Source organism: Paenibacillus sp. Y412MC10 (genome assembly GCF_000024685.1).
Classification (GTDB): domain Bacteria; phylum Bacillota; class Bacilli; order Paenibacillales; family Paenibacillaceae; genus Paenibacillus_AQ; species Paenibacillus_AQ lautus_A.
On sequence record NC_013406.1, the window covers coordinates 1,101,391 to 1,124,528 of the forward strand.

Genomic DNA, 23,138 nt, shown 5'->3' on the forward strand with positions numbered 1-23,138 from the left:
GCGGTAGAACGTATAGCTAATGGCTGATTGGCAAGATCGATCAGTAGAAATGGGGGTGCGTGAACCAACGTGAGACCTGCACTGATCGTTTGGTTTATTTTTATCAATGCGGTAGCCTATCTGGTCATGTCCGAGGATAAGCGGCGTGCCCGGCTGGGACGGGACCGCGTTCCGGAGAGGACGCTTTTTCTGTTGGCCGCCATAGGCGGGGCTTTGGGCGTATGGATCGCGATGTACCGCAAGCGTCATAAGACGAGGCATTTATCATTTAAAGTCGGAGTACCGCTGCTGCTAGTCGTAAACGTTGCATTATATACGTATTTCTGGGGTTAGCCTCATTGCCATGATTTACATAGGGATGTCGCCGACAGTTAGTCGGCAAGCTCGTTTCATACCGGTATGAAGCTGTTTAATAATAAGTAGTAGGTCTTTTAACAACAGAAAGAGGTGGCCTGTATGCTTTTTACTAAAATTCTTCTAGCTTACGACGGCTCCAAAGCAGCGAATAAAGCGCTCGGACGTGCGGTGGAACTTGCCAAGGTAACGCCGGGAGCAACGCTGGATGTCATTCATGCTTACGATTTTCCTCGTTTCTTCGTTGGGGAAGGGCTTGCCCCGATTCCAGCTTCACTCAATAAAGATGTTTACGATCTGGCCGTGCAGACGACGGAGGAAATCCGCGAGCGGATCGAAAATTCGGGCGTTAACGGTCAAGTGGAGATGATCCAGGGTCCTCCGGCCGAAGTCATCCTGGAGTATGCGGATCAGAACGGGAGTGACCTGATTGTCATCGGCAGCCGCGGTCTTGGCGGCATCCGCGAGTTCGTGCTGGGCAGTGTCAGCCATAACGTGGTGCAGCATGCAACGATTCCGGTACTTGTCGTAAAATAATGTGGAAGGGACGCGAAGGCGTCCCTTTTTGATAGGAACGTATACACTTCAGTCGACTCACCCTCCTGATCTCGCAAGAAAAAAATTCCGTCAAATGCGGTCTATCTTCTTATGAGATCCGTCGATCGATTTTTTTCTTATAGCGCAGTTCATGTTGGGTGTTCGTTCGTGATTATTTGGTCAGAGGAGGCTCCTATGGAAATTATACTTCTTATCATCTTGGTCGTTCTGGTCGGACTTATGGCTTCCAGCCGAATGACGGACTTGGAGAAGCGAATGAAACGGCAGCAGGCCACGTTGAACCAAATCGCAAGCCATTTAGGAATACCCGAGCGGCCGGTGCCTGCGGAAGTCAAACGGCTGGTGCAGGATGGGCAGGATATTAAAGCAATTAAAACCGTAAGAGAAGAATTGGGATTGTCTTTGGTTGAAGCCAAACAATATGTAGATGCCATCAAGCATGGGGAACGGTAGAACAGGCATGACGGAAAATGTCCGATGCTCGATTACAAATGAGGGGTTGCATTCTCCATGGTAAGCTCCCATCGCCCGTCGCGAGACTCGATTCGGTGCAGCCCGGTGTTCGCCGCCGGAAAGAACGGATTCTTATTGGTCCATGCCATATCCTTGATTAGATGATAAATGATGTTAATCACTCCGCCGTGAGTAACCACCAATACATTTTCATGATGATTCGCCGATTCCTGATCCTGGCATAGTTTGGTGAAGGTATCCTTGATCCGCTGGAAATTTTCTAGCGGGCTCTCACCTCCAGGGTATTTCTCGTCCATCCGTAAGCTGGAAAAATACAGCCCGGGAAATTTCTCTTCCGCTAATGCGTGGGGCATTCCGGCGAGCAGACCGTTGTTGGTCTCCCGCCAATCCTCGGAGCCGCTCAAGGGCAGGCTAAGTTTATCAGCAATGATTGCGGCTGTCTGACAAGCCCTTTGCAGATCGCTGCAAATGATCCGGTGGATATTAAAATCATGCTTGTGTTCATCCAAGTACTGCCCCAGCTTCTCCGCTTGCCTGATCCCTTCATCGATGAGCCCGCGCTGGCTCCATCCTCCGCGATACCCTTCTTCGTCCTGACCATGCCTTACGAAATAGATAGCCATTGGTTCCTCCTTAGAAAATAGATTCTGATTTTGCGAGATTCAAATTTAAACGTCGGATAAGATGATTCGTCGTATTAAATTCTATTGACGGATGTTAAGATTTCGACACTCGACTCCATCTTCCTTGCAAGTAATTACAATTAGAGAGCAGAATCCGATCTTATTTTATTCTGCGATAATACTTTTCCCTTACCCTCAATGCAGCAGCAAAAAAGGTTCTCGCTCCAGCGGAGCGGACGAATCGTGGATGGAGAAGCGCCAGCGTTCGCCTTTAAACACGGGAAACATCCATTATAGTTCAATCCAGTTTCCCGTGTTTAACAGCCGATCGGAATCACGATGCGTCAGCGCAGCGCCGACTATGCTCCACATGCACAGCTCATGCCCTTTAATGTTCAGTAGTTGTCTACGTTTTTTAATGCCGCTGTCTCCCGGAAGTTTTGAATCAGCGGCTTTCATCTGCACATACTTTTTGCTGCTGCATTGCTCACTTGCCAGATACGAACATTATTTTTTCTGTAAATCCGATTGTTCGTGTTTAGGTTGACATTAGGTGTCAGAAATTGATAAACTGAGGATGTTGAGGTTCAAAATAACTTATGAAGCATGATTGATGAAATTGAATATGTCTCGTATAAAGCCGGGGATATGGCCCGGAAGTCTCTACCCGAAAACCGTAAATTTTCGGACTACGAGGGAATACAAACGGTGCGGCAACGACGGGGCTTGGCTTCATGTTTGCTTCTTAGGCGGCGGATGCGCAAGGCTCTTCTGCTTGACGCAGGCGGCAGCGTTCGTAATCCTTGTATGTCCGAGACCTGCACAGAACTTTGTGTTTACGGGATCGGACTTTTTTTTCAGCAGTCATATGAATGTCGAATTTCGCAGAAAGCGGGGGTAACTCATGACAGCACAAGTAGGAGTCATTATGGGAAGCCAATCAGATTGGGATACGATGTCCCATGCATGCCAGGTGCTAGACGAGCTTGAAATTCCTTATGAGAAAAAAGTCGTATCCGCTCACCGGACGCCGGACCTGATGTTCCGTTATGCCGAGGAAGCGGAGGGCCGGGGGCTTCGCGTCATTATCGCCGGAGCCGGCGGAGCCGCCCACCTGCCCGGGATGGTCGCTTCGAAGACGGTATTGCCGGTCATCGGCGTTCCGGTTAAATCGAAAGCGCTGAAGGGTCTGGATTCATTGCTGTCGATCGTACAGATGCCAGGGGGCATTCCGGTAGCAACCGTAGCGATCGGCAAAGCCGGAGCCACGAACGCCGGGTTGCTCGCAGCCCAAATTCTGGGCACCTCGGATGCAGGGATTCGCGAAAGAGTGCAAGCGCGCCGGGACCGGATCCGGGACGAAGTGCTGGAAAGCAGCGATAACCTATGATGGAGAACGGAGCACAGCAGATGCGAGCATCCGGCAGAAAGCTTTTGCCGGGTTCCGTCATTGGCGTACTCGGCGGCGGGCAGCTCGGACGAATGATCGCGCTGGACGGAATCCGGATGGGATATTCGTTCGTCACCCTTGATCCGACGCCGAACTCTCCGCTCGGCCAGATGGCCGAGCAGGTTACGGCCCGTTACGACGACGTCGAGGCTGCCCGGCAGCTCGCGGCGAAAGCCGATGTCATTACCTACGAATTCGAAAATGTCGATGCGGGCGTGGCCCAGCTTCTGGAGGAGCAGTCTTATGTTCCTCAGGGAAGCAAGCTGCTGTACACTACGCAGCACCGCTTGCGCGAGAAGGCCGCGATCGAAGCGGCCGGCGTGCCGGTTGCACCGTATCGTGAAATAACAAGCTTGGAAGATTTGTTGTCCGCCGCCTCCGAACTTGGACTTCCGTGCGTGCTAAAGACCGCCACGGGAGGTTATGATGGTAAAGGGCAAGCGGTTCTCCGCAGCGAAGATGAACTCGAATCGGCTTACAAGGAGCTGGCTGCCAGCGGGACTGAGCTGGTATTGGAGAAGTTCGTCAAGTTCGCATGCGAGATCTCCGTCATTGCGGCGCGTACGCCTAGCGGCATCGTGAAGAGCTTCCCGCCGGCAGAGAACGTGCACGTCAACAATATTTTGCACTTGTCGATTGTGCCTGCGCGCGTGCCGAGCGAAGTAAAGCGCAAAGCATGTCAGCTCGCGGAACGCGTGGCAGAAGGTTTGGGAGCTGTTGGCCTGCTGGCCGTCGAGATGTTTGTGACCGAGGAGGGGGAGCTGTTCGTGAATGAGCTTGCGCCTCGTCCGCATAACTCGGGGCACTACACGATGGAGGCATGCTCAACCTCTCAATTCGAGCAGCATGTGAGAGCGATTTGCGATCTGCCGCTCGGGGACACGACGCTGCTGAGCCCGGTCGTCATGGTGAACCTCCTGGGGCAGCATCTGGAGGAAGCGGTATGGCGTTTTGGAGAGCACGACGCGCTTGCAGAGTCTCTCGGCGTTGTGCCAAAGCTTCATCTTTACGGCAAGAGCGAGGCGAAGGCTAACCGCAAGATGGGACATATCAACCTCTTGTGCGGGGACGTCGATGACGCGCTCGAATGGGTAGAGAAAATGAATATTTGGAGGCAGGATTAAACGATGATTGAACGTTACAGCAGACCGGAAATGCGGGCGATTTGGACCGAGGAGAACAAGTTCAGAGCATGGCTGGAAGTGGAATTGTGCGCATGCGAGGCATGGGCCGACCTTGGCGTCATTCCGAAGGAGGACACCGTTAAGCTTCGCCAGAATGCGACCTTCAATATAGATCGGATTTATGAAATCGAGCAGGAAACCCGCCATGATGTCATCGCTTTTACCCGCGCCGTGTCGGAAAGCCTTGGCGAAGAGCGCAAATGGGTCCACTACGGCTTGACTTCGACGGATGTGGTGGATACCGCGATGGGATATCTGCTCAAGCAAGCCAACGATATTCTGGAGCAGGACATCCTGCGCTTTATCGGTATTTTGAAAGAGAAGGCATTGGCTTACAAGCATACCCCGATGATGGGCAGAACGCATGGCGTGCATGCAGAGCCGACGACCTTCGGTCTGAAAATGGCGCTGTGGCATGAAGAAATGATCCGCAACCTGGAGCGTTTCCGCCATGCGGCTGACGGCGTGCAGTACGGCAAAATTTCGGGTGCTGTCGGCACGTATGCCAATATCGATCCTTCGGTCGAAGAATTCGTTTGCCGCAAACTCGGCACGAAGGCGGCGCCGATCTCGACCCAGACGCTGCAGCGTGACCGTCACGCGGAATATATGGCGACGCTTGCCCTTATCGCTACTTCGCTCGAGAAATTCGCTACCGAAGTACGCGCGCTCCAGAAGAGTGAGGTTCGCGAAGTAGAAGAGGCATTCGCCAAAGGACAAAAGGGTTCCTCCGCGATGCCGCATAAACGGAATCCGATCGGTTCGGAGAACATCTCGGGCCTTGCCCGCGTCATTCGCGGCCACATGGTTTCCGCTTACGAGAACGTGTCGCTCTGGCATGAGCGGGATATTTCCCACTCCTCGGTAGAACGTATCATCCTGCCGGACGCTACGATGCTGCTGAACTACATGCTGAACCGCTTCGGAAACATCGTGAAGAACCTGACTGTCTTCCCGGAGAACATGAAGCGCAACATGGCCCGCACATATGGTGTTCCTTTCTCCGGCCGGATCCTGACGAAGCTGATCGACAAGGGCTTCAGCCGCGAGCAAGCGTACGACACCGTTCAGCCACGCGCCATGCAGGCATGGGAAGAGCAGCGTCAATTCCGCGAGATCGTGGAATCCACGCCTGAGATCACCGAGGTGCTCAGCGCCGAAGAGATCGAAGATGCCTTCAATCCAAGCTGGCACCTGAAGCATGTGGATACGATTTTTGCCAAGCTGGGGTTGGAGTAGGGTTAGAAACGGATAAATCCGCATTCATAAAAGATCTTGAGAAGATCATTTTCTGCAACGGAGAAGGCGGAATTATTTTGTAGAAGCGTTAGCGGTCCCCTTTGCCCCCGGATTTCAACCTTTGAATCATATTTTCAAGGGAATCTGGGGGCAACAGGGATCGGATAAATAATCCGCATTCGTAGTGATGATATGCAGACAATCTCTAGTCTAAGGGGAGGAACTCATGACATTACCGGCATTATCGACCGCCACTCATCTGGTCAACGTACCGCTGCTGTACAAGGGCAAGGTTCGTGAACTGTACGACCTGGGCGAGCACGTACTCATTGTAGTAACCGACCGCATTTCCGCTTTTGACTATGTGCTGGAGCCGCCCGTGCCGGCTAAAGGAACCGTGCTGAACAAGCTGAGCGCCTTCTGGTTCGAACAAACGGAGCAGCTCATCCGCAATCATGTCGTGCATACCGACGTGAACCTGCTGGGCGATGCCGTCAAGGACAAGGACCTGCTGGACGGACGCATCATGGTGTGCCGGAGGGCCGAGCGCATCGATATCGAATGCGTGGTGCGCGGGTACATCACCGGCGGAGGCTGGAGGCAGTATCAGTCGTCGGGGGAGGTCAACGGCATTCAGCTGCCGGAGGGCCTGCGCAAGAACGAGGCTTTTCCGGAGCCGATCTTCACGCCGGCGGCCAAGAACGATGTCGGTCATGACGAGGACATCCCGCTTTCCCGCATGAAGGAGCTTGTCGGCGAGGAACTGGCATTGCAGCTGCAGGACAAAAGCCTGATGCTGTACAAGTTTGCCCGCGATTACTGCCGCAAACAAGGCATTATTTTGGCCGATTGCAAGTTTGAGTTCGGATTGATCAACGGAGAGATCGTTCTGATCGACGAGATCTTCACGCCGGATTCCTCCCGTTTCTGGGATGAGAAGAATTATGCGCTCGACATTGAGATCGACAGTATGGATAAGGAGCCGGTACGCACGTATCTTGCTTCGTCCGACTGGGATAAGAACAGTGAGCCGGATCCGCTGCCGCAAGCCGTGGTGGAGGAGACGACGCGCCGCTACAGCGATATTTACAGCCGAATCACGGGTGTTAGCCTGTAAGCTTTGATAAACCATTTCATTCATATATACCGAGGAGGAACAGGATACAATGTTGAAAGCAAAGGTCTACGTCACGATTAAGCAGAGCGTATTGGACCCTCAAGGGGTAGCGGTGCAGGGGGCGCTTCATTCGATTGGGTACAAAGAAGTGGAGAGTCTGCGGATCGGTAAATATATGGAACTTGAGCTGGGTACGGACAACCGTGAGGAAGCCGAGCTGCGAGTGAAAGAAATGTGCGAGAAGCTTCTGGCCAATACGGTGGTAGAGAACTACCGTTATGAATTGGAGGGCTAAACCAATGAGATTTGCAGTGCTGGTCTTTCCTGGCTCCAACTGTGACATTGACTGCTATAAGGCGGTAGAAGAGACGATCGGTCAGCCGGTGGATTATGTATGGCATACGGCAACGGACCTTTCCCCATACGATTGTATTTTGGTGCCCGGCGGATTCTCCTATGGAGACTATCTGCGGTGTGGTGCGATTTCCCGGTTCGCCCCGGTCATGAACGAAGTGGCGAAAGCGGCGGAAGAGGGCAAGTATATTCTGGGCATTTGCAACGGATTTCAGATCTTGACGGAAGCCGGACTTCTTCCGGGAGCCCTGCGGCGCAATGATTCGATGAAATTCCGCTGCCATGACACGGTGCTTAAAGTGAACAATAATACAACGCCGTTTACCCGCGATTACGCGGAGGGACAAGAGATTGTCATTCCGATCGCGCATGGCGAAGGCAACTATTACTGTGATGAAGAAACGCTTCAAAAGCTCCGGGACAACCGGCAAATCGTATTTACGTATCAAGACAATCCGAACGGCTCGATCGAGGATATCGCGGGCATCTGCAACGAGCGCGGCAACGTGATCGGCATGATGCCGCATCCGGAGCGCGCGGTGAGCAGCCTGCTCGGCTCGGATGACGGTAAAGCAATGTTTACATCCATATTACAGGCATGGAGGGATACTCATGGCGCAGCAAACGTCCGTTAAGGAACCGACGGCAGAACAGATCGCAGAGCATCAGATTTACAAGCAGATGGGAGTTTCGGACAGCGAGTATGAGCTGATCTGTTCCTTCATGGGACGCAAGCCGAATTACACGGAAATCGGCGTATTCAGCGTCATGTGGTCCGAGCACTGCGCCTACAAAAACTCCAAGCCCCTGCTTCGCGGCTTCCCGACAAGCGGCCCACGGGTCCTGATGGGACCGGGCGAAGGCGCAGGGATCGTCGATATCGGCGACAACCAAGCGGTCGTATTCAAAATCGAAAGCCATAACCACCCTTCCGCTGTAGAGCCTTACCAAGGCGCAGCTACGGGCGTAGGCGGCATAATCCGCGATATATTCTCCATGGGGGCAAGACCGGTAGCGATTCTGAACTCGCTTCGTTTCGGCAAGCTGGAGAGCGATCGCGTTAAATATTTGTTTGAACACGTGGTATCCGGCATAGCCGGCTACGGAAACTGCATCGGAATCCCGACGGTAGGCGGCGAGGTGGTATTCGACGAGAGCTACGAAGGCAATCCGCTGGTCAATGCGATGTGCGTAGGCGTTATCGACCATGACAAGATTCAGCGCGGCGTTGCAAAAGGGGTAGGCAATCCGGTCTTTTATGTCGGGCCTCCGACAGGCCGAGACGGCATTCATGGAGCAACCTTCGCTTCCGTTGAGCTGACGGAGGAATCCGAAGCGAACCGTACGGCCGTTCAGGTCGGCGATCCGTTCATGGAGAAACTCGTGATGGAATCCTGCCTCGAGCTGATCGATTCCGGCATCGTGCTGGGCATTCAGGATATGGGCGCAGCCGGACTGACTTGCTCCAGTGCCGAGATGGCAAGCAAAGCAGGCAATGGCCTGGAGCTGTACCTGGATCAGGTGCCTCAGCGCGAAGAGGGTATGACCCCTTATGAAATGATGCTGTCGGAATCCCAGGAGCGCATGCTGTTCGTCGTTGAGCCGAAACATGAAGCGCAAGCGCGCGAAATCTTCGAGCGCTGGGGCGTTATCTGCGCCAAAGTCGGCAAGGTAACGGACGATGGCCGCCTGAAGCTGATCCACCACGGCGAGGTGGTTGGCGACATGCCGGTTAAAGCGCTCGTCGACGAGTGCCCGATTTATAACAAACCATCCCAAGAACCGGCTTATTATCAAGAGCAGGCTGCGGTGGATACGCTCCGTTATGAAGAAGTGAAGGACTTGGGCGGCGCCCTCAAGAAGGTGCTCGCTTCGCCAAGCCTAGCGAGCAAAGCATGGGTCTACAACCAATACGATTATATGGTTCGCACCAGCACGGCCGTTCGTCCGGGCTCGGATGCAGCCGTCGTAACGGTGCATGGAACGCGTAAAGCCCTGGCGATGACAACGGACTGCAACGGACGTTACGTCTACCTCGACCCTGAGCTCGGCGGCAGAATCGCGGTCAGCGAAGCGGCGCGCAATATCGTGTGCTCCGGTGCCGAACCGCTGGCAATTACGGATAACCTGAACTTCGGAAGCCCGGAGAAGCCGGAAATTTTCTGGCAGATGGAAAAAGCCGTGGACGGCATGGCGGAAGCTTGCCGTGAGCTTGAAACGCCGGTCATCGGCGGAAACGTCAGCCTCTACAACGAGAATGCCAAAGGCGCGATTTATCCGACGCCGGTTGTCGGCATGGTCGGCCTGATCCATGATACGGATCATATTACGACGCAAGCCTTCAAGGCGGAGGGCGATGCCATCTATGTGCTGGGCGATACCCTTGCCGAACTGGGAGGCAGCGAGTTCCAAGCGATTATTCACGGGGTGTCGGAAGGCAGACCGCCGGAGCTCAACCTGGATATCGAGAAGAAACTGCTGGGCGGCGTACTGAAAGCCATCCAATCGGGTCTGGTCCAATCGGCGCATGACGTGTCAGAGGGCGGACTTGCAGCCGCGCTGGCGGAGAGCTGCATCAGCGGCGGCATCGGCGCGAGCGTGAAATGGGCAACCGATCTGCGCAACGACGTGGCGCTGTTCAGCGAGAGCCAATCCCGGATCGTGCTGTCCGCGTCTCCTGATCACAAGAATGCGCTGGAGAAGCTCCTGCAAGAAGCGGGCGTTCCATTTACCGCGCTTGGCGTAGTCGGCGGAAACAAGCTTAGCATTAACATTAACGGTGCTTCTGCGTTGGAAGAATCCGTGGAGGCTTTGAAATCCGTCTGGGAGGATGCCATTCCATGTCTCATGAACTGATACCCGAAGGACTGTGGACAGGGGATTACTACAATGAGGGAACAGGTCAGAGCGATATTTTCGATACTTTAAAAGAAGAGTGCGGCGTATTCGGGGTGTTTGGGCATCCCGATGCCGCCTCCCTTTCCTATTACGGGCTTCACGCCCTCCAGCACCGCGGCGAGGAGAGCGCGGGAATCTGCGTGGCCGACGGCGAGAATTTCAATTATCACCGCGGTATGGGGCTGGTAAAAGAAGTGTTTGATAAAGACAAGCTGGAATCGCTGCAGGGCAGCATGTCGATCGGGCATGTCCGGTATTCGACCAGCGGGGACAGCAGGCTGACGAATGCGCAGCCGCTCGTCTTTAAATATCGTGAGGGCAATCTGGCGATTGCTACGAACGGCAACATCGTAAACGAGCCGAAGCTTCGGCGCGAGCTGGAGATGGAAGGCTCCATTTTCCAAACGACTAGCGATACGGAGGTCATTGCGCATCTGATCGCGCGTTCGCCGAAGGATTTTGTCGAGGCTGCCAAGGATGCCTTGCAGCGCCTGGTGGGCGGCTTTGCGTTTCTGCTCATGACCAATGACAAGCTGCTCGTCGCCTCGGACCCGAACGGACTCCGTCCGCTCACGATGGGTCGTCTGGGCGATGCGTACATCTTCACCTCCGAGACCTGTGCGCTTGAAGTTATCGGAGCTGAGGCGATTCGCGACGTCGCTCCTGGGGAGCTGCTGATCCTCGATCGGAACGGGCTTCGGGAAGAGCGTTACACGGAAGCGGGACGCAAAGCGTTGTGCGCAATGGAATATATTTATTTTTCCCGTCCGGACAGCGATCTGAACGGCTCCAACCTGCATTCGGCCCGCAAACGGATGGGCAGCAAAATGGCCCTGGAATCGTTCGTGGATGCAGATGTGGTCACGGGCGTACCGGATTCCAGCATCTCGGCCGCCATCGGTTATGCCGAACAGACGGGCATTCCTTACGAGCTGGGATTGATCAAGAACAAATACACGGGCCGGACGTTCATTCAGCCGAGCCAGGAGCTGCGCGAGCAGGGCGTGAAGATGAAGCTGAGCGCGGTACGACGCGTGGTCGAAGGCAAACGGGTGGTCATGATCGATGATTCCATCGTACGGGGAACCACGTCCCGCCGGATCGTCAATCTGCTTCGGGAAGCGGGCGCGACCGAAGTGCATGTGCGGATTACGTCGCCGCCGTTCAAGAACCCATGCTTCTACGGCATCGATACGCCGGACCGCAGGGAGCTGATCGCCTCCGAGAAAAGCGTCGAGGAAATCTGCCGTGAGATCAATGCGGATTCCCTGTCGTTCCTGAGTCCGGAGGGACTGATATCCGCCATTGGCGGTTATGATGAGCACAGCCCTAAAGGCGGCTTGTGCATGGCATGCTTTGATAATGAATACCCGACGCAGATTGATTTCAACGGGGAAGAGAAGATGGGCTGCAGCTGCTGATTCTGCAGCGGACAGCCATTTTTTCTCGGATACACCCATTAAGTGCGTGTTCAAAAAGGTCGGTTTTCAGCACCGAGAAGGTTGGTTTGAACAACCTCTTTAAGCTGATTATTGATTAAGCCCATAAATGATGTGTGAACTGAACTGATACTTTCGTCATAACGAAAAAGGAGTGTTGAGCGCGTGTCTGATACTTACAAACAAGCAGGCGTGGATATCGCTGCAGGCAACGAAGCGGTAGAGCGGATGAAAAAGCATGTCAAAACGACTTTCAGACCGGAAGTCATGACGGACCTCGGTGGTTTTGGCGCACTGTTCAAGCTGAATAAAGACCAATATGAAGAGCCGGTACTCGTCTCAGGCACGGATGGCGTCGGCACAAAGCTGAAGCTTGCATTCGCGATGGACCAACATGATACCATCGGCATCGATGCGGTAGCGATGTGCGTGAACGATATCGTGGTGCAGGGCGCAGAACCGCTCTTTTTTCTCGACTATTTAGCGTGCGACAAGGTCATTCCGTCCAAAATCGAATCCATCGTCAAAGGGATCGCCGACGGATGCAATCAAGCGGGCTGTTCCCTGATCGGCGGGGAGACGGCGGAGATGCCGGGCATGTACAGCGAAGGCGAGTATGACATCGCGGGCTTTACCGTGGGCATTGTCGACAAAAGCAAAATGATCAACGGGTCGAATATCGCGGCAGGCGACACGGTGATTGGCTTAGCATCCAGCGGCGTGCACAGCAACGGCTTCTCGCTCGTCCGCAAGCTGCTTCTGGAGGATGCCGGCTACTCGCTGCAGCAGGAACTCCCGGAACTGGGCGGACGTCTTGGCGACGTACTGCTCGCACCAACCAAGATTTATGTGAAGCCGCTGCTCGAACTGCTGAAAGAGATCGAAGTAAAGGGCATGGCGCATATCACGGGTGGCGGATTTATCGAAAATATTCCGCGCATGCTGCCGGATGGCGTCAACGTCGATATCGAATACGGCTCTTGGCCGATTCTGCCGATTTTTAAGCTGATGCAGGAAAAAGGCGACATTTCGAACAAGGACATGTTTACGACATTTAATATGGGGATCGGCATGGTGCTTGTCGTTAAGGAGCAGGATGCAGACGGGGTGCTTCAATTCCTCCGCTCCGCAGGCGAAGAGGCTTATGCGATCGGCCGCGTGACCGAAGGCGAGCGCATCGTAACCTTCACGGGAGCTGAGGTGTAATGAGAGCGTTTCGGATGGCGGTGTTCGCTTCCGGAAGAGGCAGCAACTTTCAGGCTTTGGTCGATGCGCAGCAAAGCGGAGCCATGGGTGGCGAGATCAGCATTCTGGTATGCGACAAGCCTCAGGCTCCCGTAGTGGAGCTGGCTAAAGCAGCGAATGTGGATGTATTCGCCTTTCAGCCGAAGGAATATGCCTCAAAGGAAGATTACGAACGGGAAATTGCGGCAGAGCTTCAGCAGCGCGGTGTCGAATTAATTGTCCTTGCAGGATATATGCGGCTATTGAGTCCTTCCTTTGTCGAGTTCTATAACGGACGGATTATCAATATTCATCCTTCGCTCCTGCCTGCTTTTCCAGGCAAAGACGCGATCGGCCAAGCGCTTGCGTATGGCGTGAAGATGACCGGCGTCACGGTGCATTTCGTGGATGGCGGCATGGATACCGGGCCGGTTATCGCTCAGAAGGCCGTTGAAATCAAGGACGGCGATACGGCGGAAACGCTGGCAGAACGCATTCACGCCGTGGAGCAGAAGTTATACTCTGAAGTCGTTTCCTGGTTTGCCCAGGGGCGGATTTCGCTGAACGGGCGGAATGTGACGATTGCCCAATAGGCTTTTGTAATAAAAGCGGACAAGGTCTTACAGTGAATCGACATGTTCGATATTTCTCGGGAAATAATTTGCAATTATGGATCTTCGACAGCATCTACGGTATCAAGACAGGCCTAACTTAGTAGATTTTCATTCAAAATAGGGGGTATGAACGTGGGTATCAAAAGAGCTTTGGTCAGCGTGTCGGACAAAACCGGCGTCGTGGAATTTTGCCGCGAGTTGTCTTCATTGGGTGTAGAGATCATTTCGACAGGAGGGACGAAGAATCTCCTTGCAAAAGAAGGCGTTCCTGTCATCGGCATTTCCGATGTGACCGGATTCCCGGAAATTCTGGACGGACGCGTCAAAACCCTTCATCCAGCGGTGCACAGCGGCTTGCTTGCCATTCGCGACAGCAAGGAGCATCAGCGTCAAATGCAGGAGCTGGGCCTCGATTACATCGATCTGGTCGTGGTGAACCTGTACCCGTTCCAGGAAACGATCGCGAAGCCGGATGTCGAGTATGAAGACGCGATCGAAAATATCGACATCGGCGGGCCGACGATGCTGCGTTCGGCTGCGAAAAACCATGCTTTTGTGAGCGTGGTTGTCGATGCGGCGGATTACGGCAGCGTGATCGAGGAAATCCGCGGCGGCGGCGATACGACGCTGGAAACCCGGAAGCGCCTTGCAGCCAAGGTATTCCGTCATACGGCTGCCTACGATACGCTCATTTCCGATTATTTGTCGAATGTGACAGGGGATCCGCTTCCTGAGCGCTTTAGCGTCACCTACGAGAAGATCCAGGATCTTCGCTATGGCGAAAATCCGCATCAAAAGGCGGCATTTTACCGGAAGCCGCTGGCTCCTGCGGGAACGTTGACGACCGCCGAGCAGCTGCACGGCAAAGAGCTCTCCTACAACAATATCAATGACGCAAACGCGGCTCTGCAGATCGTGAAGGAATTCGACGAGCCGACCGTGGTGGCCGTGAAGCATATGAATCCTTGCGGCGTCGGCATCGGGACGAATGTATTGGAAGCTTATCAAAAAGCTTACAATGCGGATCCGACGTCCATCTTCGGCGGCATCGTGGCCGCAAACCGGACGATTGACGCTCCGACGGCCGATCTGCTGAAGGATATTTTCCTTGAAATTATCCTGGCACCGGACTTCACGCCGGAGGCACTGGAGATTCTGACGAAAAAGAAAAACATCCGTCTGCTGAAGATGGGCGAGTTCGGCTCGGCCAAGGAGCGCCAAAGCACGCTTGCCGTAACAACCATCGAAGGCGGCATGATCGTGCAGGAAAGCGATGTGCATTCCCTCGATGCGGCTGACCTGAAGGTCGTGACGGACCGCGAGCCGACCGAAGCCGAGCTGAAGCAGCTGCTCTTCGGCTGGAAGGTGGTTAAGCACGTCAAGTCGAACGCAATCATATTGGCGGCTGACGACATGACCGTTGGCGTAGGCGCAGGTCAAATGAACCGTGTCGGTTCCGCGCGCATTGCGGTGGAGCAGGCGGGAGAGAAAGCCAAAGGCGCGGTTCTCGCTTCCGATGCCTTCTTCCCAATGGGCGATACGGTGGAGCTTGCGGCGAAAGCCGGCATTACCGCCATCATTCAGCCGGGCGGCTCCATTAAGGATGAGGAATCCATTAAGGCTGCCAACGAATACGGGATCGCCATGGTCTTTACCGGCGTGAGACATTTCAAGCACTAATTCATGAGCATATAAAGGGAGCTTTGCTACAGCCGTCAGGCTGCTGCTGAAGGATCACCTTTGATTCAGCAACATATAGAGGCGACGCCGCGCTTAGCGCGCGCCGCCTTTACGTTTAAGGGGCGAAAGGTCGACTTATCGCTTTGCCCCGTAAATGATTTCATGTGGTGAAACGATATCGCGGGCAATATGAAATGATTCGGGAGGGGTAAACCATGGATATTTTGGTTATCGGAGGCGGCGGAAGAGAGCATGCCATCGTATGGGCACTGGCAAAGAGCCCGAAAGCAGGCACCATTTACTGTGCGCCGGGCAATGCCGGAATCGGGCAGCTGGCCGAAAACGTGCCGATTGCGGTATCGGAATTTGATAAGCTGGCGGCTTTCGCCGTAGAGAAGCAGGTGGGTCTCATTGTTGTCGGTCCGGATGATCCGCTGGCGGAAGGCATCGTGGATGCGTTTGACGCTACGGGTATCCCGGTATTCGGTCCGCGCAAAAACGCGGCCGAAATCGAGGGCAGCAAAACCTTCATGAAGGATCTGCTCAATAAATATAGCATACCGACAGCGGCTTACGCGAAGTTCGACAATTACGAAGAGGCGCTTGCTTACTTGCGCCAGCAAGGCGCGCCGATCGTCGTGAAAGCGGACGGGCTCGCAGCAGGCAAGGGCGTTACCGTTGCGCGGACCATCGAGGAAGCCGAGCAGGCACTCAGCGACATCATGCAATCGAAGGTGTTTGGCGATGCCGGAAGCCGCGTAGTTATCGAGGAGTTCCTGGAAGGCCAGGAAATGTCGATCCTCGCCTTTGTGGACGGAGAAACCGTGAAGCCGATGTCAGCCGCGCAGGATCACAAGCCGGCCTATGACGGGGACCAGGGGCCAAATACCGGAGGAATGGGAACGTATTCTCCATTGCCTCATATTCAGCCGTCCATCATCGAAGAGGCCATTGAGACGATCATCAAGCCTACGGCAAAAGCGATGGTTGCCGAAGGACGTCCGTTCCGCGGCGTTCTGTTTGCCGGATTGATGATCACGCCGGACGGCAGACCGAAGACCATTGAATTCAATGCCAGATTCGGCGATCCGGAAGCGCAGGTTGTATTGCCGCGCCTGAAGACCGATCTGCTTGACGTTTTCCTTGCTGCCGTGAACGGAACCCTGGCTGATCTTGAGTTGGAGTGGGGCGATGAAGCAGCCGTATGCGTCATTTTGGCTTCCGGCGGTTACCCTGCATCGTATCCGAAAGGAATCGCGATCACTGGTCTGGACAATGAGCAGGACGGGACGATCGTATTTCACGCGGGCACTTCTCGTGATGCTGATGGAACCTGGAGAACGAACGGGGGACGTGTCCTGGGCGTTGTCGGTTTAGGCGCAGATATCGCTGCGGCACGCGCGAAAGCCTATGAACGGGCAGAAGCGATTGCGTTCGAAGGCAAGTTTAACCGGACGGATATTGCACTGAAAGCACTGCAATAAGCAAGCTCATTCACTAACAACCATACGTAAAAATAAAGGACTGCCGCAGATCGGTTTCTAAAGATCACAAGCGGTAGTCCTTTCTTGCTGTTATCGGAAATGCATGGGGAAGCCAAGCTTAGAGGCAAGATCCGCTCATGGCAGACCCGGGCACATCTGTTTCTATTTCCCACTATTGTGCAAACGTTTGTTCAACAAGCAGGCATTTATGATGGCTTCTTGTCTCAAATAACGTGCAGAATGACCGGATTGCACAGTATCTGCACAACTATTTTTATGATAACTTACGAAATACAGTGAATACCGAAGGTAATAGAAGATTATATGCCTAAAACGGGGAAAAATGATCTGTGCAAACGTTTTTACATTCGATATTAAATGTTGTATGATGTTTTCAGTGAATGAAGCGCTTTCTCAACGAGATTTTTCCTAAGTATCTCGCCAGATGCTACATAGAAAAAGAGACGCTGAAAATTTTCTGAAATCGTTTGCGCAGATTTCCAACATTTTCTGATCATTTATTGAGAGGGGTAATCATGGAATGAAGATGAAGAAGTTACTTACGCTAGCTGCAACCTTCACGTTGGCGTTCTCCATTACAGCGTGCGGAGGAAATACGGCCGCTCCAGCTACGGAGGCACCTGCTGAGACTCCGCCAGCACAGGAAACGCCGGCCGAAAATACAGAGACACAGGAACTTAAGCCAGAAGAAGGCGCGAAATTGGTCGTATGGGAAAGCCGGGACGAAAGAGCTTACACCGATGCGGTCGCCAAAGAATTTACCGAGAAATACGGCGTTGAAGTGACCATTGAAGAATTGTCCCCAACTGATCAAGTAACCAAGCTTGCGCAAGACGGACCATCCGGCTTGGCTGCCGACGTCGTACTGTTCCCTCACGATAACCTGGGTAAAGCCGTAGCGACAAACCTGGTTCTGCCTAACGATTTTTATGAAGAAAAAACGAAAAGCAACAACACGGAAGCTGCCATCCAAGGCGTAAGCTATGACGGCGTTCTGTACGGATACCCTCGCGCTGCGGAAACTTACCTGATGTACTACAACAAGGACTTGGTAAAAGAAGTTCCGACAACGATGGAAGAGGTTATCGAATTCAGCAAAACCTTCACCGACAAATCCAAGAACAAGTATGGATTCATGTTCGAGACAGGCAACCTGTACTTCGCTTATCCGTTCCTTGCTTCCAACGGTGGATACATCTTCGGTAACGGCGGTGCCGACGTCAACGATATCGGCTTGAACAACGAAGGCGCAGTGAAGAGCATGGAAGTATATGCAAGCCTTAAGGAAATCCTTCCGGTTAAATCCGGCGATATTACGCCTGATATCAAACGCGGATTGTTCACGGCCGGCGATCTGGCGATGGACATTAACGGACCATGGGAGCTTGGCGGATACAAAGAAGCGCTTGGCGACAAGCTCGGCGTTGCTCCAATCCCGACGATCGGCGGTCAGCCTGCCGTATCGTTCTCCGGTATCAAAGCTTGGTACGTAAGCTCGTTCACGAAGTATCCGCAAGCAGCTCGTCTGTTCGCCGACTTCGCAACGTCCAAAGAAGCACAATTGCAATTGAGCGCATTGGTTGGTTCGGTTCCGACCAACAACGAAGCTCAAGAAGACGATCAAATCAAGAACGACGAGTATGTATCGGCATTCACGGAGCAGTTCAAATCTTCCCAACCGATGCCATCCGTTCCAGAAATGGCTAACGTATGGTCTCCTGTAGGCGCTGCGCTGGCTGAGATCTGGGACAACAACAAAGACGTGAAAGAAACGCTGGATAAAGCTGTAACTCAAGTGAAAGACCTCAACAGTGGTGGAGCTGGCGAGTAATAGCGTTCTTATATAATACGAGACAGATGAAGAAGTTCACCCGCCGAACAACCGGCGGGTGATTCCTCGATTATACGGAGAGGAGAATGGAGGGAGCATGCGTCAACATCGTATCACAGCGGCCGTATTATCAGCCATCTGCATGGGTCTGGGTCAGCTTTACAATCGGCAATGGATCAAAGGCGTTATTTTACTTATCGTAGGCGTATTCAGTCTGTATTACTTCATTAACAACCTGGGTGATGCCATCTGGGGAATGGTAACATTGGGAGAACAGGGGAGCCATTTAGAAAAAGTCAACGGCTTGACCCAAATGGTAGCGGGTGACCATTCCATCAATCTCCTGATTGAAGGACTTATCACCTTAATTATGTTTGCGCTCTTTCTTATTGGCTACTATGCCAATATCAAAAACGCATATAACGCTGGAAAACTAAGGGAAAAGGGTGTAACGCCCAACAATTTCAGACAGACCCTTTACTATATTTTCGAATGGAAATTTGCGCAATCTTTCCTGACACTGCCGGCAATCGGTATTTTGTTTTTTACGGTCATGCCGATCATCTTCATGGTCCTGCTGGCGTTTACGAACTATTCCGCTCCAAACAATCTGCCGCCTGCAAGCCTGGTGGATTGGGTTGGCTTCAAAACCTTTACCAATCTCGTTGCACTAAAATCGTGGAGCCACACCTTTTTCGGAGTTCTGACCTGGACGATCATCTGGGCGGTGCTCGCAACGGTTACCACGTATTTCGGCGGCGTGCTCGTGGCGCTGCTTATCCAACAAAAAGGAATTCGCTTCAAAGGCGTATGGCGCGTCATCCTGATCATTCCATATGCGATCCCGCAGCTGATCTCGCTGCTTGTCATGCGTAATATGTTTAACGGACAGTTCGGCCCGATCAACCAGTATTTAAGGTACTTCGGTTTGGAAGGACTGCCTTGGCTGACCGATCCGGTCTGGGCTAAAGTGACCGTTATTGTCGTTAATATGTGGGTCGGTATCCCTGTATCCATGCTTCTCGTGATGAGCGTTCTGACCACGATTCCGAAGGATCTCTATGAAGCGGCGGACGTGGATGGAGCGACCGGCTTCCAGAAGTTCAAGATCATTACCCTGCCGATGATTTTGTTCTCGACGGCACCGGTGCTGATTACGCAATTTGCCGGTAACATCAACAACTTTAACTTGATTTTCCTCCTGACGAACGGTAACCCGGTGGTGGGCGACTATCAATACGCGGGAGCGACGGACCTGCTCGTCACCTGGCTCTATAAACTGACGCTGGATCAGCAGCGTTACAGCATGGCATCGGCCATCGGTATTATCATCTTCATGATTATTGCGACCTTCTCGATTTACAATTATCGTCGTACCAGATCATTCAAAGAGGAGGATATGATCCAATAATGGGAATTAAAATGAGAAACGCGATCCGCCTGACGGCAAGCTACATCACGCTTGTCATCATCGCGATCGGCTGTATTTACCCGGCGCTCTGGATTGTTCTGGCCTCTTTCCGTCCCGGAAAGTCGTTGTACAGCAAATCCTTGATTCCAGAATCCTTCACGCTCAGTCATTATAAAGAGCTGTTTACGTCCCAAAGCTTCCTGTTTGGCACATGGTACATGAACACGTTGAAAATTGCGGTGTTCTCCATGATTATCGGGACCATTCTTGTCCTGCTTACTAGTTATGCGGTATCCCGCTTCCGGTTCAAAGGCCGTCAGAATGCGCTATCGGTCATTCTCGTGCTGGGGATGTTCCCGGGCTTCATGAGCATGATCGCCCTGTATATCCTGTTGAACTCCCTCGACCTGCTGAATACGCATGCCGCGATGATCATCGTGTATGCGGCCGGGGCGCCGCTTGGCGGAACCCTCATCATGAAGGGTTTCCTGGATACGATACCGCGAAGCTTGGATGAAGCGGCGAAGATTGACGGAGCCACCAACTTCCAGATCTTCCGCAAAATCATTCTGCCGTTGTCGAAGCCGATGATCACGTATATGGGCCTGACGCTGTTCGTCGGCCCATGGGTAGACTTTATCTTCGCCCGGCTCGTGCTCCGGACGAAGGAAAACTGGACGCTTGCCGTCGGTCTGTGGGATCTCGTCAACTCCACCCAGGACAGCAACTTTACGTTATTCGCGGCGGCATCGGTGCTGATCGCACTGCCGATCACCCTGCTGTTTGTGTTCCTGCAGCGTTTGCTGGTCGACGGCATGACGGCCGGCGCAAGCAAAGGGTAAGCCAACAAACGGATAGCCAAACACACGATTTCATCATAAGACACATAGATAGAGAGAACAGCGAAGAGACACAGCCGGTAATTGCCTTGCTGTGTCTTTTTGCATGTATGCATGCAATCAGGGGGTACATAACATGAACATGACAAAGCGTTTTCAATTCAAGGCGGTCGGCATGAAGCTGTTTGTTATCTTTTTTACAACGATCGTGCTGTTATCTTCGGCGCTGGGGTTATTGTCGTATTCGATCTCCAAGGACACGGTAATGGATCAGGTATCCGAAGCGACCTCGGGGCAGATGAAGCAGGCGGCGGACAAGCTGGATTTTCTGTTAGCCCAGTATGAAGCCGCCTCTCGCCAGTGGGCGCTGGACACGGTGCTTCGCGAAGATCTGGTGACGGTCAGCACGGCGGATATCGGCATTCGGGACAAAACCCAGGCCGAGAACCGGATCCGTGAGAAGCTGAACGGGATGGCATCTTCGGATAAACGTCTGCAGGGCATGCGTCTGGTCGCGCCCAATCTTCAGGCTCAAAGCTCCTATAACTCCACGGGCTATTCCGGAATGTCTTCTTCGGACGGGGTGAAGGCGAAGATCGACCGGATTATTCAGGCCGATGGCGAACCGGTATGGTTCCCGACAGAGATCAAGGGTTTTATGGAGAATGAGAATACCGCCACCATGACGATGGGGAGATTGCTGAAAAACCTGAAAAATCCGAATGCGCAGTACGTCCTGCTGATGGATGTCAAGGATGAGGCGGTCGGCGAGGTGCTGGCGAATCTAAAAATAGGGAATAACGGACAGATGCGGATCGTGGCCGAGGATAACCGGATCGTGCACGACATGGACCCGGCCCAGCTGATGCTGCCGTCCGTCATTACGGTTCCTTCAGATGCCGAGGAAGGGGGGATCTATTATACCGCCGACGAGCAGATGGTGGTATATACGCCTTTGAAGACTGCCCCATGGCATATGGTCGGCTTTGCTCCCGTTAGCGATTTCGTGCAGGCCACTGACAAATTGCTTGCCGTGACGCTTGCGGTCATTGTGGCAGCGGTTCTGGTTGCTGTTCTGATCGGCTACTATATGATGCGTACCGTCGGCCGACCGCTGAACCAGATGTGCAGCCTGATGGAAGAGGGAGAGCAGGGGAACTTAAGGGTGCGGACGGAATTCCGCCGTGCCGATGAGATTGGCCGTCTGGGTCAGAGCTTCAACCGGATGATGGGGCAAATCTCCGCTTTGGTCGATCAGACGAATGCGTCGGCGAAGGAAGTGCTGGTTACGGCCGAGGAATTGGCCGAAGCCTCAAGAGGAACGTCGCTTACGGCCGGCGAAATCGCGGCCGCCATGGAACAGATTGCCCAGGGAAGCGGAAGCCTGGCCATGGAGGCCGAACGCGAGAACCAGCTGGCCGAGAACATCGGCGTCCGGATGAGCAAGGTGTCCGATACGAATCAGGTGATTGCGGCCGCGGCGGATCGCGTGCTCCGGGTAACGGGGGAAGGTGCGCAGCATATGGACAGCCTGGTGGAGAAATCGACGCGGATTAACCAGGTGAACCGGGCGATCGTCCAGAATGCGGAGAAGCTGAAGGATAATACCGCATCGATTCACAAAATATTGGAGCTGATGTCGGAGATCACGCATCAGACCAACGTGCTGTCCATTAACGCGACGATTGAAGCGGCCCGCGCCGGAGCGGCAGGCAGCGGCTTCATGGTGGTTGCCAATGAAGTGCGGAGCCTCGCGGATCGTTCCAAGGAGTCGATCCAGACCGTAGGCGCGATGATTCTGGACATTCGGCACGAGGTGCAGGGCTCCGTGGATGCTTTGACGTCGGCATCGCCGCTCTTTGACGAGCAGCTGCATTCGGTGCAGGAAGCTCAGGGCGTCTTTGATAACGTGCGTCACGAGATGGATGCGCTCTTAACCGAGATCAGCGAGTCTACCCATGCGGTGGAGGTTCTGATCGATTCCCAGCTGGCGCTGACCGACTCCATCTCGGAGGCGAGCTCGATTGTCCAGGAAACCAGCGCCGCCACGGAGGAGGTCGCTTCGATGTCGTCCGAGCAGTTCAAGGTGAGCGAGAAGCTGGTCGGCCTGTCGTCGCGATTGGAGGAGCTGTCGGAGGGCTTGCGTAAGTCTTTGGTGATGTTTAGGACGTAAATGGTTTTCTCTATAGTGAGACGCTGCGAGTACGTATCGTTCCTCCAATCGCTGTTGCCCCCAATTTTCTTTGAACGTTGATTTTTCGGTAGAAAATCGGGGGCAAAGGCGACCACTATCGTTTTTCCGGAATCGATTCGTCCTCTCCGCTAAGTCGTGCTTTGCGAACAA

20 protein-coding genes and 1 riboswitch are annotated in these 23,138 nt (G+C 53.5%); of the genes, 19 read left to right on the forward strand and 1 reads right to left on the reverse strand.

Features of this window, described 5'->3' with window-relative positions; translation table 11 throughout:
- Nucleotides 1–69 precede the first annotated feature (69 nt).
- The 3 genes from GYMC10_RS04660 to GYMC10_RS04670 all read left to right on the forward strand — a co-directional run bounded on the left by GYMC10_RS04660 (nucleotide 70) and on the right by GYMC10_RS04670 (nucleotide 1,365).
- Entirely contained in the window at nucleotides 70–333 is a 264-nt protein-coding gene (locus GYMC10_RS04660) for a DUF1294 domain-containing protein (protein ID WP_012819088.1), read from the forward strand.
- A 123-nt stretch (nucleotides 334–456) separates the two neighbouring features.
- Nucleotides 457–891 (forward strand): universal stress protein, encoded by a 435-nt coding sequence (locus GYMC10_RS04665; RefSeq protein WP_012819089.1) that lies wholly within the window; start codon nucleotides 457–459, stop codon nucleotides 889–891.
- A gap of 195 nt (nucleotides 892–1,086) precedes the next feature.
- A complete protein-coding gene (locus GYMC10_RS04670) occupies nucleotides 1,087–1,365 on the forward strand; it encodes a hypothetical protein (RefSeq protein ID WP_012819090.1) in 279 nt (92 codons plus the stop codon).
- A 32-nt stretch (nucleotides 1,366–1,397) separates the two neighbouring features.
- On the opposite strand, the gene GYMC10_RS04675 is transcribed toward GYMC10_RS04670, so the two are convergent.
- Nucleotides 1,398–2,009, reverse strand: coding sequence for a histidine phosphatase family protein (locus tag GYMC10_RS04675; RefSeq protein ID WP_012819091.1), 612 nt, complete (start codon nucleotides 2,007–2,009; stop codon nucleotides 1,398–1,400).
- A gap of 610 nt (nucleotides 2,010–2,619) precedes the next feature.
- Nucleotides 2,620–2,721, forward strand: a riboswitch (purine riboswitch).
- A 192-nt stretch (nucleotides 2,722–2,913) separates the two neighbouring features.
- On the opposite strand from GYMC10_RS04675, the gene purE reads away from it, so the two are divergent.
- From purE to GYMC10_RS04755, 16 genes are all read left to right on the forward strand, one after another.
- Nucleotides 2,914–3,399, forward strand: coding sequence for a 5-(carboxyamino)imidazole ribonucleotide mutase (gene purE, locus GYMC10_RS04680; RefSeq protein ID WP_009592351.1), 486 nt, complete (start codon nucleotides 2,914–2,916; stop codon nucleotides 3,397–3,399).
- Nucleotides 3,396–4,583: a 5-(carboxyamino)imidazole ribonucleotide synthase gene (gene purK, locus GYMC10_RS04685; protein ID WP_012819092.1), complete on the forward strand. Its 1,188-nt coding sequence runs from the start codon at nucleotides 3,396–3,398 to the stop codon at nucleotides 4,581–4,583. The genes purE and purK overlap by 4 nt, the downstream gene beginning before the upstream one ends.
- 3 nt (nucleotides 4,584–4,586) lie before the next feature.
- Complete coding sequence (gene purB, locus GYMC10_RS04690; protein ID WP_009592336.1) at nucleotides 4,587–5,882, forward strand: adenylosuccinate lyase; 1,296 nt, start codon at nucleotides 4,587–4,589, stop codon at nucleotides 5,880–5,882.
- A gap of 226 nt (nucleotides 5,883–6,108) precedes the next feature.
- Nucleotides 6,109–6,999 (forward strand): phosphoribosylaminoimidazolesuccinocarboxamide synthase, encoded by an 891-nt coding sequence (locus GYMC10_RS04695; protein WP_012819093.1) that lies wholly within the window; start codon nucleotides 6,109–6,111, stop codon nucleotides 6,997–6,999.
- Nucleotides 7,000–7,048: 49 nt separating this feature from the next.
- Complete coding sequence (gene purS, locus GYMC10_RS04700) at nucleotides 7,049–7,294, forward strand: phosphoribosylformylglycinamidine synthase subunit PurS (protein WP_012819094.1); 246 nt, start codon at nucleotides 7,049–7,051, stop codon at nucleotides 7,292–7,294.
- 4 nt (nucleotides 7,295–7,298) lie between these two features.
- Nucleotides 7,299–7,988 carry a phosphoribosylformylglycinamidine synthase subunit PurQ gene (purQ, locus tag GYMC10_RS04705; RefSeq protein ID WP_012819095.1) on the forward strand — a complete coding sequence of 230 codons (690 nt, stop codon included), beginning with the start codon at nucleotides 7,299–7,301 and terminating at the stop codon, nucleotides 7,986–7,988.
- Entirely contained in the window at nucleotides 7,966–10,209 is a 2,244-nt protein-coding gene (purL, locus tag GYMC10_RS04710; RefSeq protein WP_012819096.1) for a phosphoribosylformylglycinamidine synthase subunit PurL, read from the forward strand. Before purQ ends, purL begins: the two co-directional genes overlap by 23 nt.
- The gene (gene purF, locus GYMC10_RS04715) at nucleotides 10,194–11,672 is read left to right on the forward strand and encodes an amidophosphoribosyltransferase (RefSeq protein ID WP_009592356.1); all 1,479 of its coding nucleotides are present in this window, start codon (nucleotides 10,194–10,196) and stop codon (nucleotides 11,670–11,672) included. The genes purL and purF overlap by 16 nt, the downstream gene beginning before the upstream one ends.
- A 183-nt stretch (nucleotides 11,673–11,855) precedes the next feature.
- Nucleotides 11,856–12,896, forward strand: coding sequence for a phosphoribosylformylglycinamidine cyclo-ligase (gene purM / locus GYMC10_RS04720; RefSeq protein WP_012819097.1), 1,041 nt, complete (start codon nucleotides 11,856–11,858; stop codon nucleotides 12,894–12,896).
- The gene (purN, locus tag GYMC10_RS04725; RefSeq protein ID WP_012819098.1) at nucleotides 12,896–13,507 is read left to right on the forward strand and encodes a phosphoribosylglycinamide formyltransferase; all 612 of its coding nucleotides are present in this window, start codon (nucleotides 12,896–12,898) and stop codon (nucleotides 13,505–13,507) included. The genes purM and purN overlap by 1 nt, the downstream gene beginning before the upstream one ends.
- A gap of 153 nt (nucleotides 13,508–13,660) precedes the next feature.
- Nucleotides 13,661–15,208, forward strand: a complete 1,548-nt coding sequence (purH, locus tag GYMC10_RS04730; RefSeq protein ID WP_012819099.1) for a bifunctional phosphoribosylaminoimidazolecarboxamide formyltransferase/IMP cyclohydrolase — start codon at nucleotides 13,661–13,663, stop codon at nucleotides 15,206–15,208.
- Nucleotides 15,209–15,423: 215 nt separating this feature from the next.
- Nucleotides 15,424–16,692: a phosphoribosylamine--glycine ligase gene (gene purD / locus GYMC10_RS04735; RefSeq protein ID WP_012819100.1), complete on the forward strand. Its 1,269-nt coding sequence runs from the start codon at nucleotides 15,424–15,426 to the stop codon at nucleotides 16,690–16,692.
- A gap of 541 nt (nucleotides 16,693–17,233) precedes the next feature.
- The gene (locus GYMC10_RS04740) at nucleotides 17,234–18,544 is read left to right on the forward strand and encodes a maltose ABC transporter substrate-binding protein (protein WP_009592303.1); all 1,311 of its coding nucleotides are present in this window, start codon (nucleotides 17,234–17,236) and stop codon (nucleotides 18,542–18,544) included.
- Between the two features lie 97 nt (nucleotides 18,545–18,641).
- Complete coding sequence (locus GYMC10_RS04745; protein WP_009592315.1) at nucleotides 18,642–19,955, forward strand: sugar ABC transporter permease; 1,314 nt, start codon at nucleotides 18,642–18,644, stop codon at nucleotides 19,953–19,955.
- Nucleotides 19,955–20,797 carry a sugar ABC transporter permease gene (locus GYMC10_RS04750; RefSeq protein WP_009592355.1) on the forward strand — a complete coding sequence of 281 codons (843 nt, stop codon included), beginning with the start codon at nucleotides 19,955–19,957 and terminating at the stop codon, nucleotides 20,795–20,797. Before GYMC10_RS04745 ends, GYMC10_RS04750 begins: the two co-directional genes overlap by 1 nt.
- Before the next feature lie 133 nt (nucleotides 20,798–20,930).
- Nucleotides 20,931–22,967 (forward strand): methyl-accepting chemotaxis protein, encoded by a 2,037-nt coding sequence (locus GYMC10_RS04755; protein ID WP_012819101.1) that lies wholly within the window; start codon nucleotides 20,931–20,933, stop codon nucleotides 22,965–22,967.
- Nucleotides 22,968–23,138 lie beyond the last annotated feature (171 nt).

What these genes read in the sequence shown, in the direction of transcription:
- GYMC10_RS04665 (WP_012819089.1), top strand. Translation starts at nt 457, where the DNA reads ATGCTTTTTACTAAAATTCTTCTAGCTTACGACGGCTCCAAAGCAGCG.
- GYMC10_RS04670 (WP_012819090.1), top strand. Translation starts at nt 1,087, where the DNA reads ATGGAAATTATACTTCTTATCATCTTGGTCGTTCTGGTCGGACTTATG.
- GYMC10_RS04675 (WP_012819091.1), bottom strand. Translation starts at nt 2,009, where the DNA reads ATGGCTATCTATTTCGTAAGGCATGGTCAGGACGAAGAAGGGTATCGC.
- purE (WP_009592351.1), top strand. Translation starts at nt 2,914, where the DNA reads ATGACAGCACAAGTAGGAGTCATTATGGGAAGCCAATCAGATTGGGAT.
- purK (WP_012819092.1), top strand. Translation starts at nt 3,396, where the DNA reads ATGATGGAGAACGGAGCACAGCAGATGCGAGCATCCGGCAGAAAGCTT.
- purB (WP_009592336.1), top strand. Translation starts at nt 4,587, where the DNA reads ATGATTGAACGTTACAGCAGACCGGAAATGCGGGCGATTTGGACCGAG.
- GYMC10_RS04695 (WP_012819093.1), top strand. Translation starts at nt 6,109, where the DNA reads ATGACATTACCGGCATTATCGACCGCCACTCATCTGGTCAACGTACCG.
- purS (WP_012819094.1), top strand. Translation starts at nt 7,049, where the DNA reads ATGTTGAAAGCAAAGGTCTACGTCACGATTAAGCAGAGCGTATTGGAC.
- purQ (WP_012819095.1), top strand. Translation starts at nt 7,299, where the DNA reads ATGAGATTTGCAGTGCTGGTCTTTCCTGGCTCCAACTGTGACATTGAC.
- purL (WP_012819096.1), top strand. Translation starts at nt 7,966, where the DNA reads ATGGCGCAGCAAACGTCCGTTAAGGAACCGACGGCAGAACAGATCGCA.
- purF (WP_009592356.1), top strand. Translation starts at nt 10,194, where the DNA reads ATGTCTCATGAACTGATACCCGAAGGACTGTGGACAGGGGATTACTAC.
- purN (WP_012819098.1), top strand. Translation starts at nt 12,896, where the DNA reads ATGAGAGCGTTTCGGATGGCGGTGTTCGCTTCCGGAAGAGGCAGCAAC.
- purD (WP_012819100.1), top strand. Translation starts at nt 15,424, where the DNA reads ATGGATATTTTGGTTATCGGAGGCGGCGGAAGAGAGCATGCCATCGTA.
- GYMC10_RS04740 (WP_009592303.1), top strand. Translation starts at nt 17,234, where the DNA reads ATGAAGATGAAGAAGTTACTTACGCTAGCTGCAACCTTCACGTTGGCG.
- GYMC10_RS04745 (WP_009592315.1), top strand. Translation starts at nt 18,642, where the DNA reads ATGCGTCAACATCGTATCACAGCGGCCGTATTATCAGCCATCTGCATG.
- GYMC10_RS04750 (WP_009592355.1), top strand. Translation starts at nt 19,955, where the DNA reads ATGGGAATTAAAATGAGAAACGCGATCCGCCTGACGGCAAGCTACATC.
- GYMC10_RS04755 (WP_012819101.1), top strand. Translation starts at nt 20,931, where the DNA reads ATGAACATGACAAAGCGTTTTCAATTCAAGGCGGTCGGCATGAAGCTG.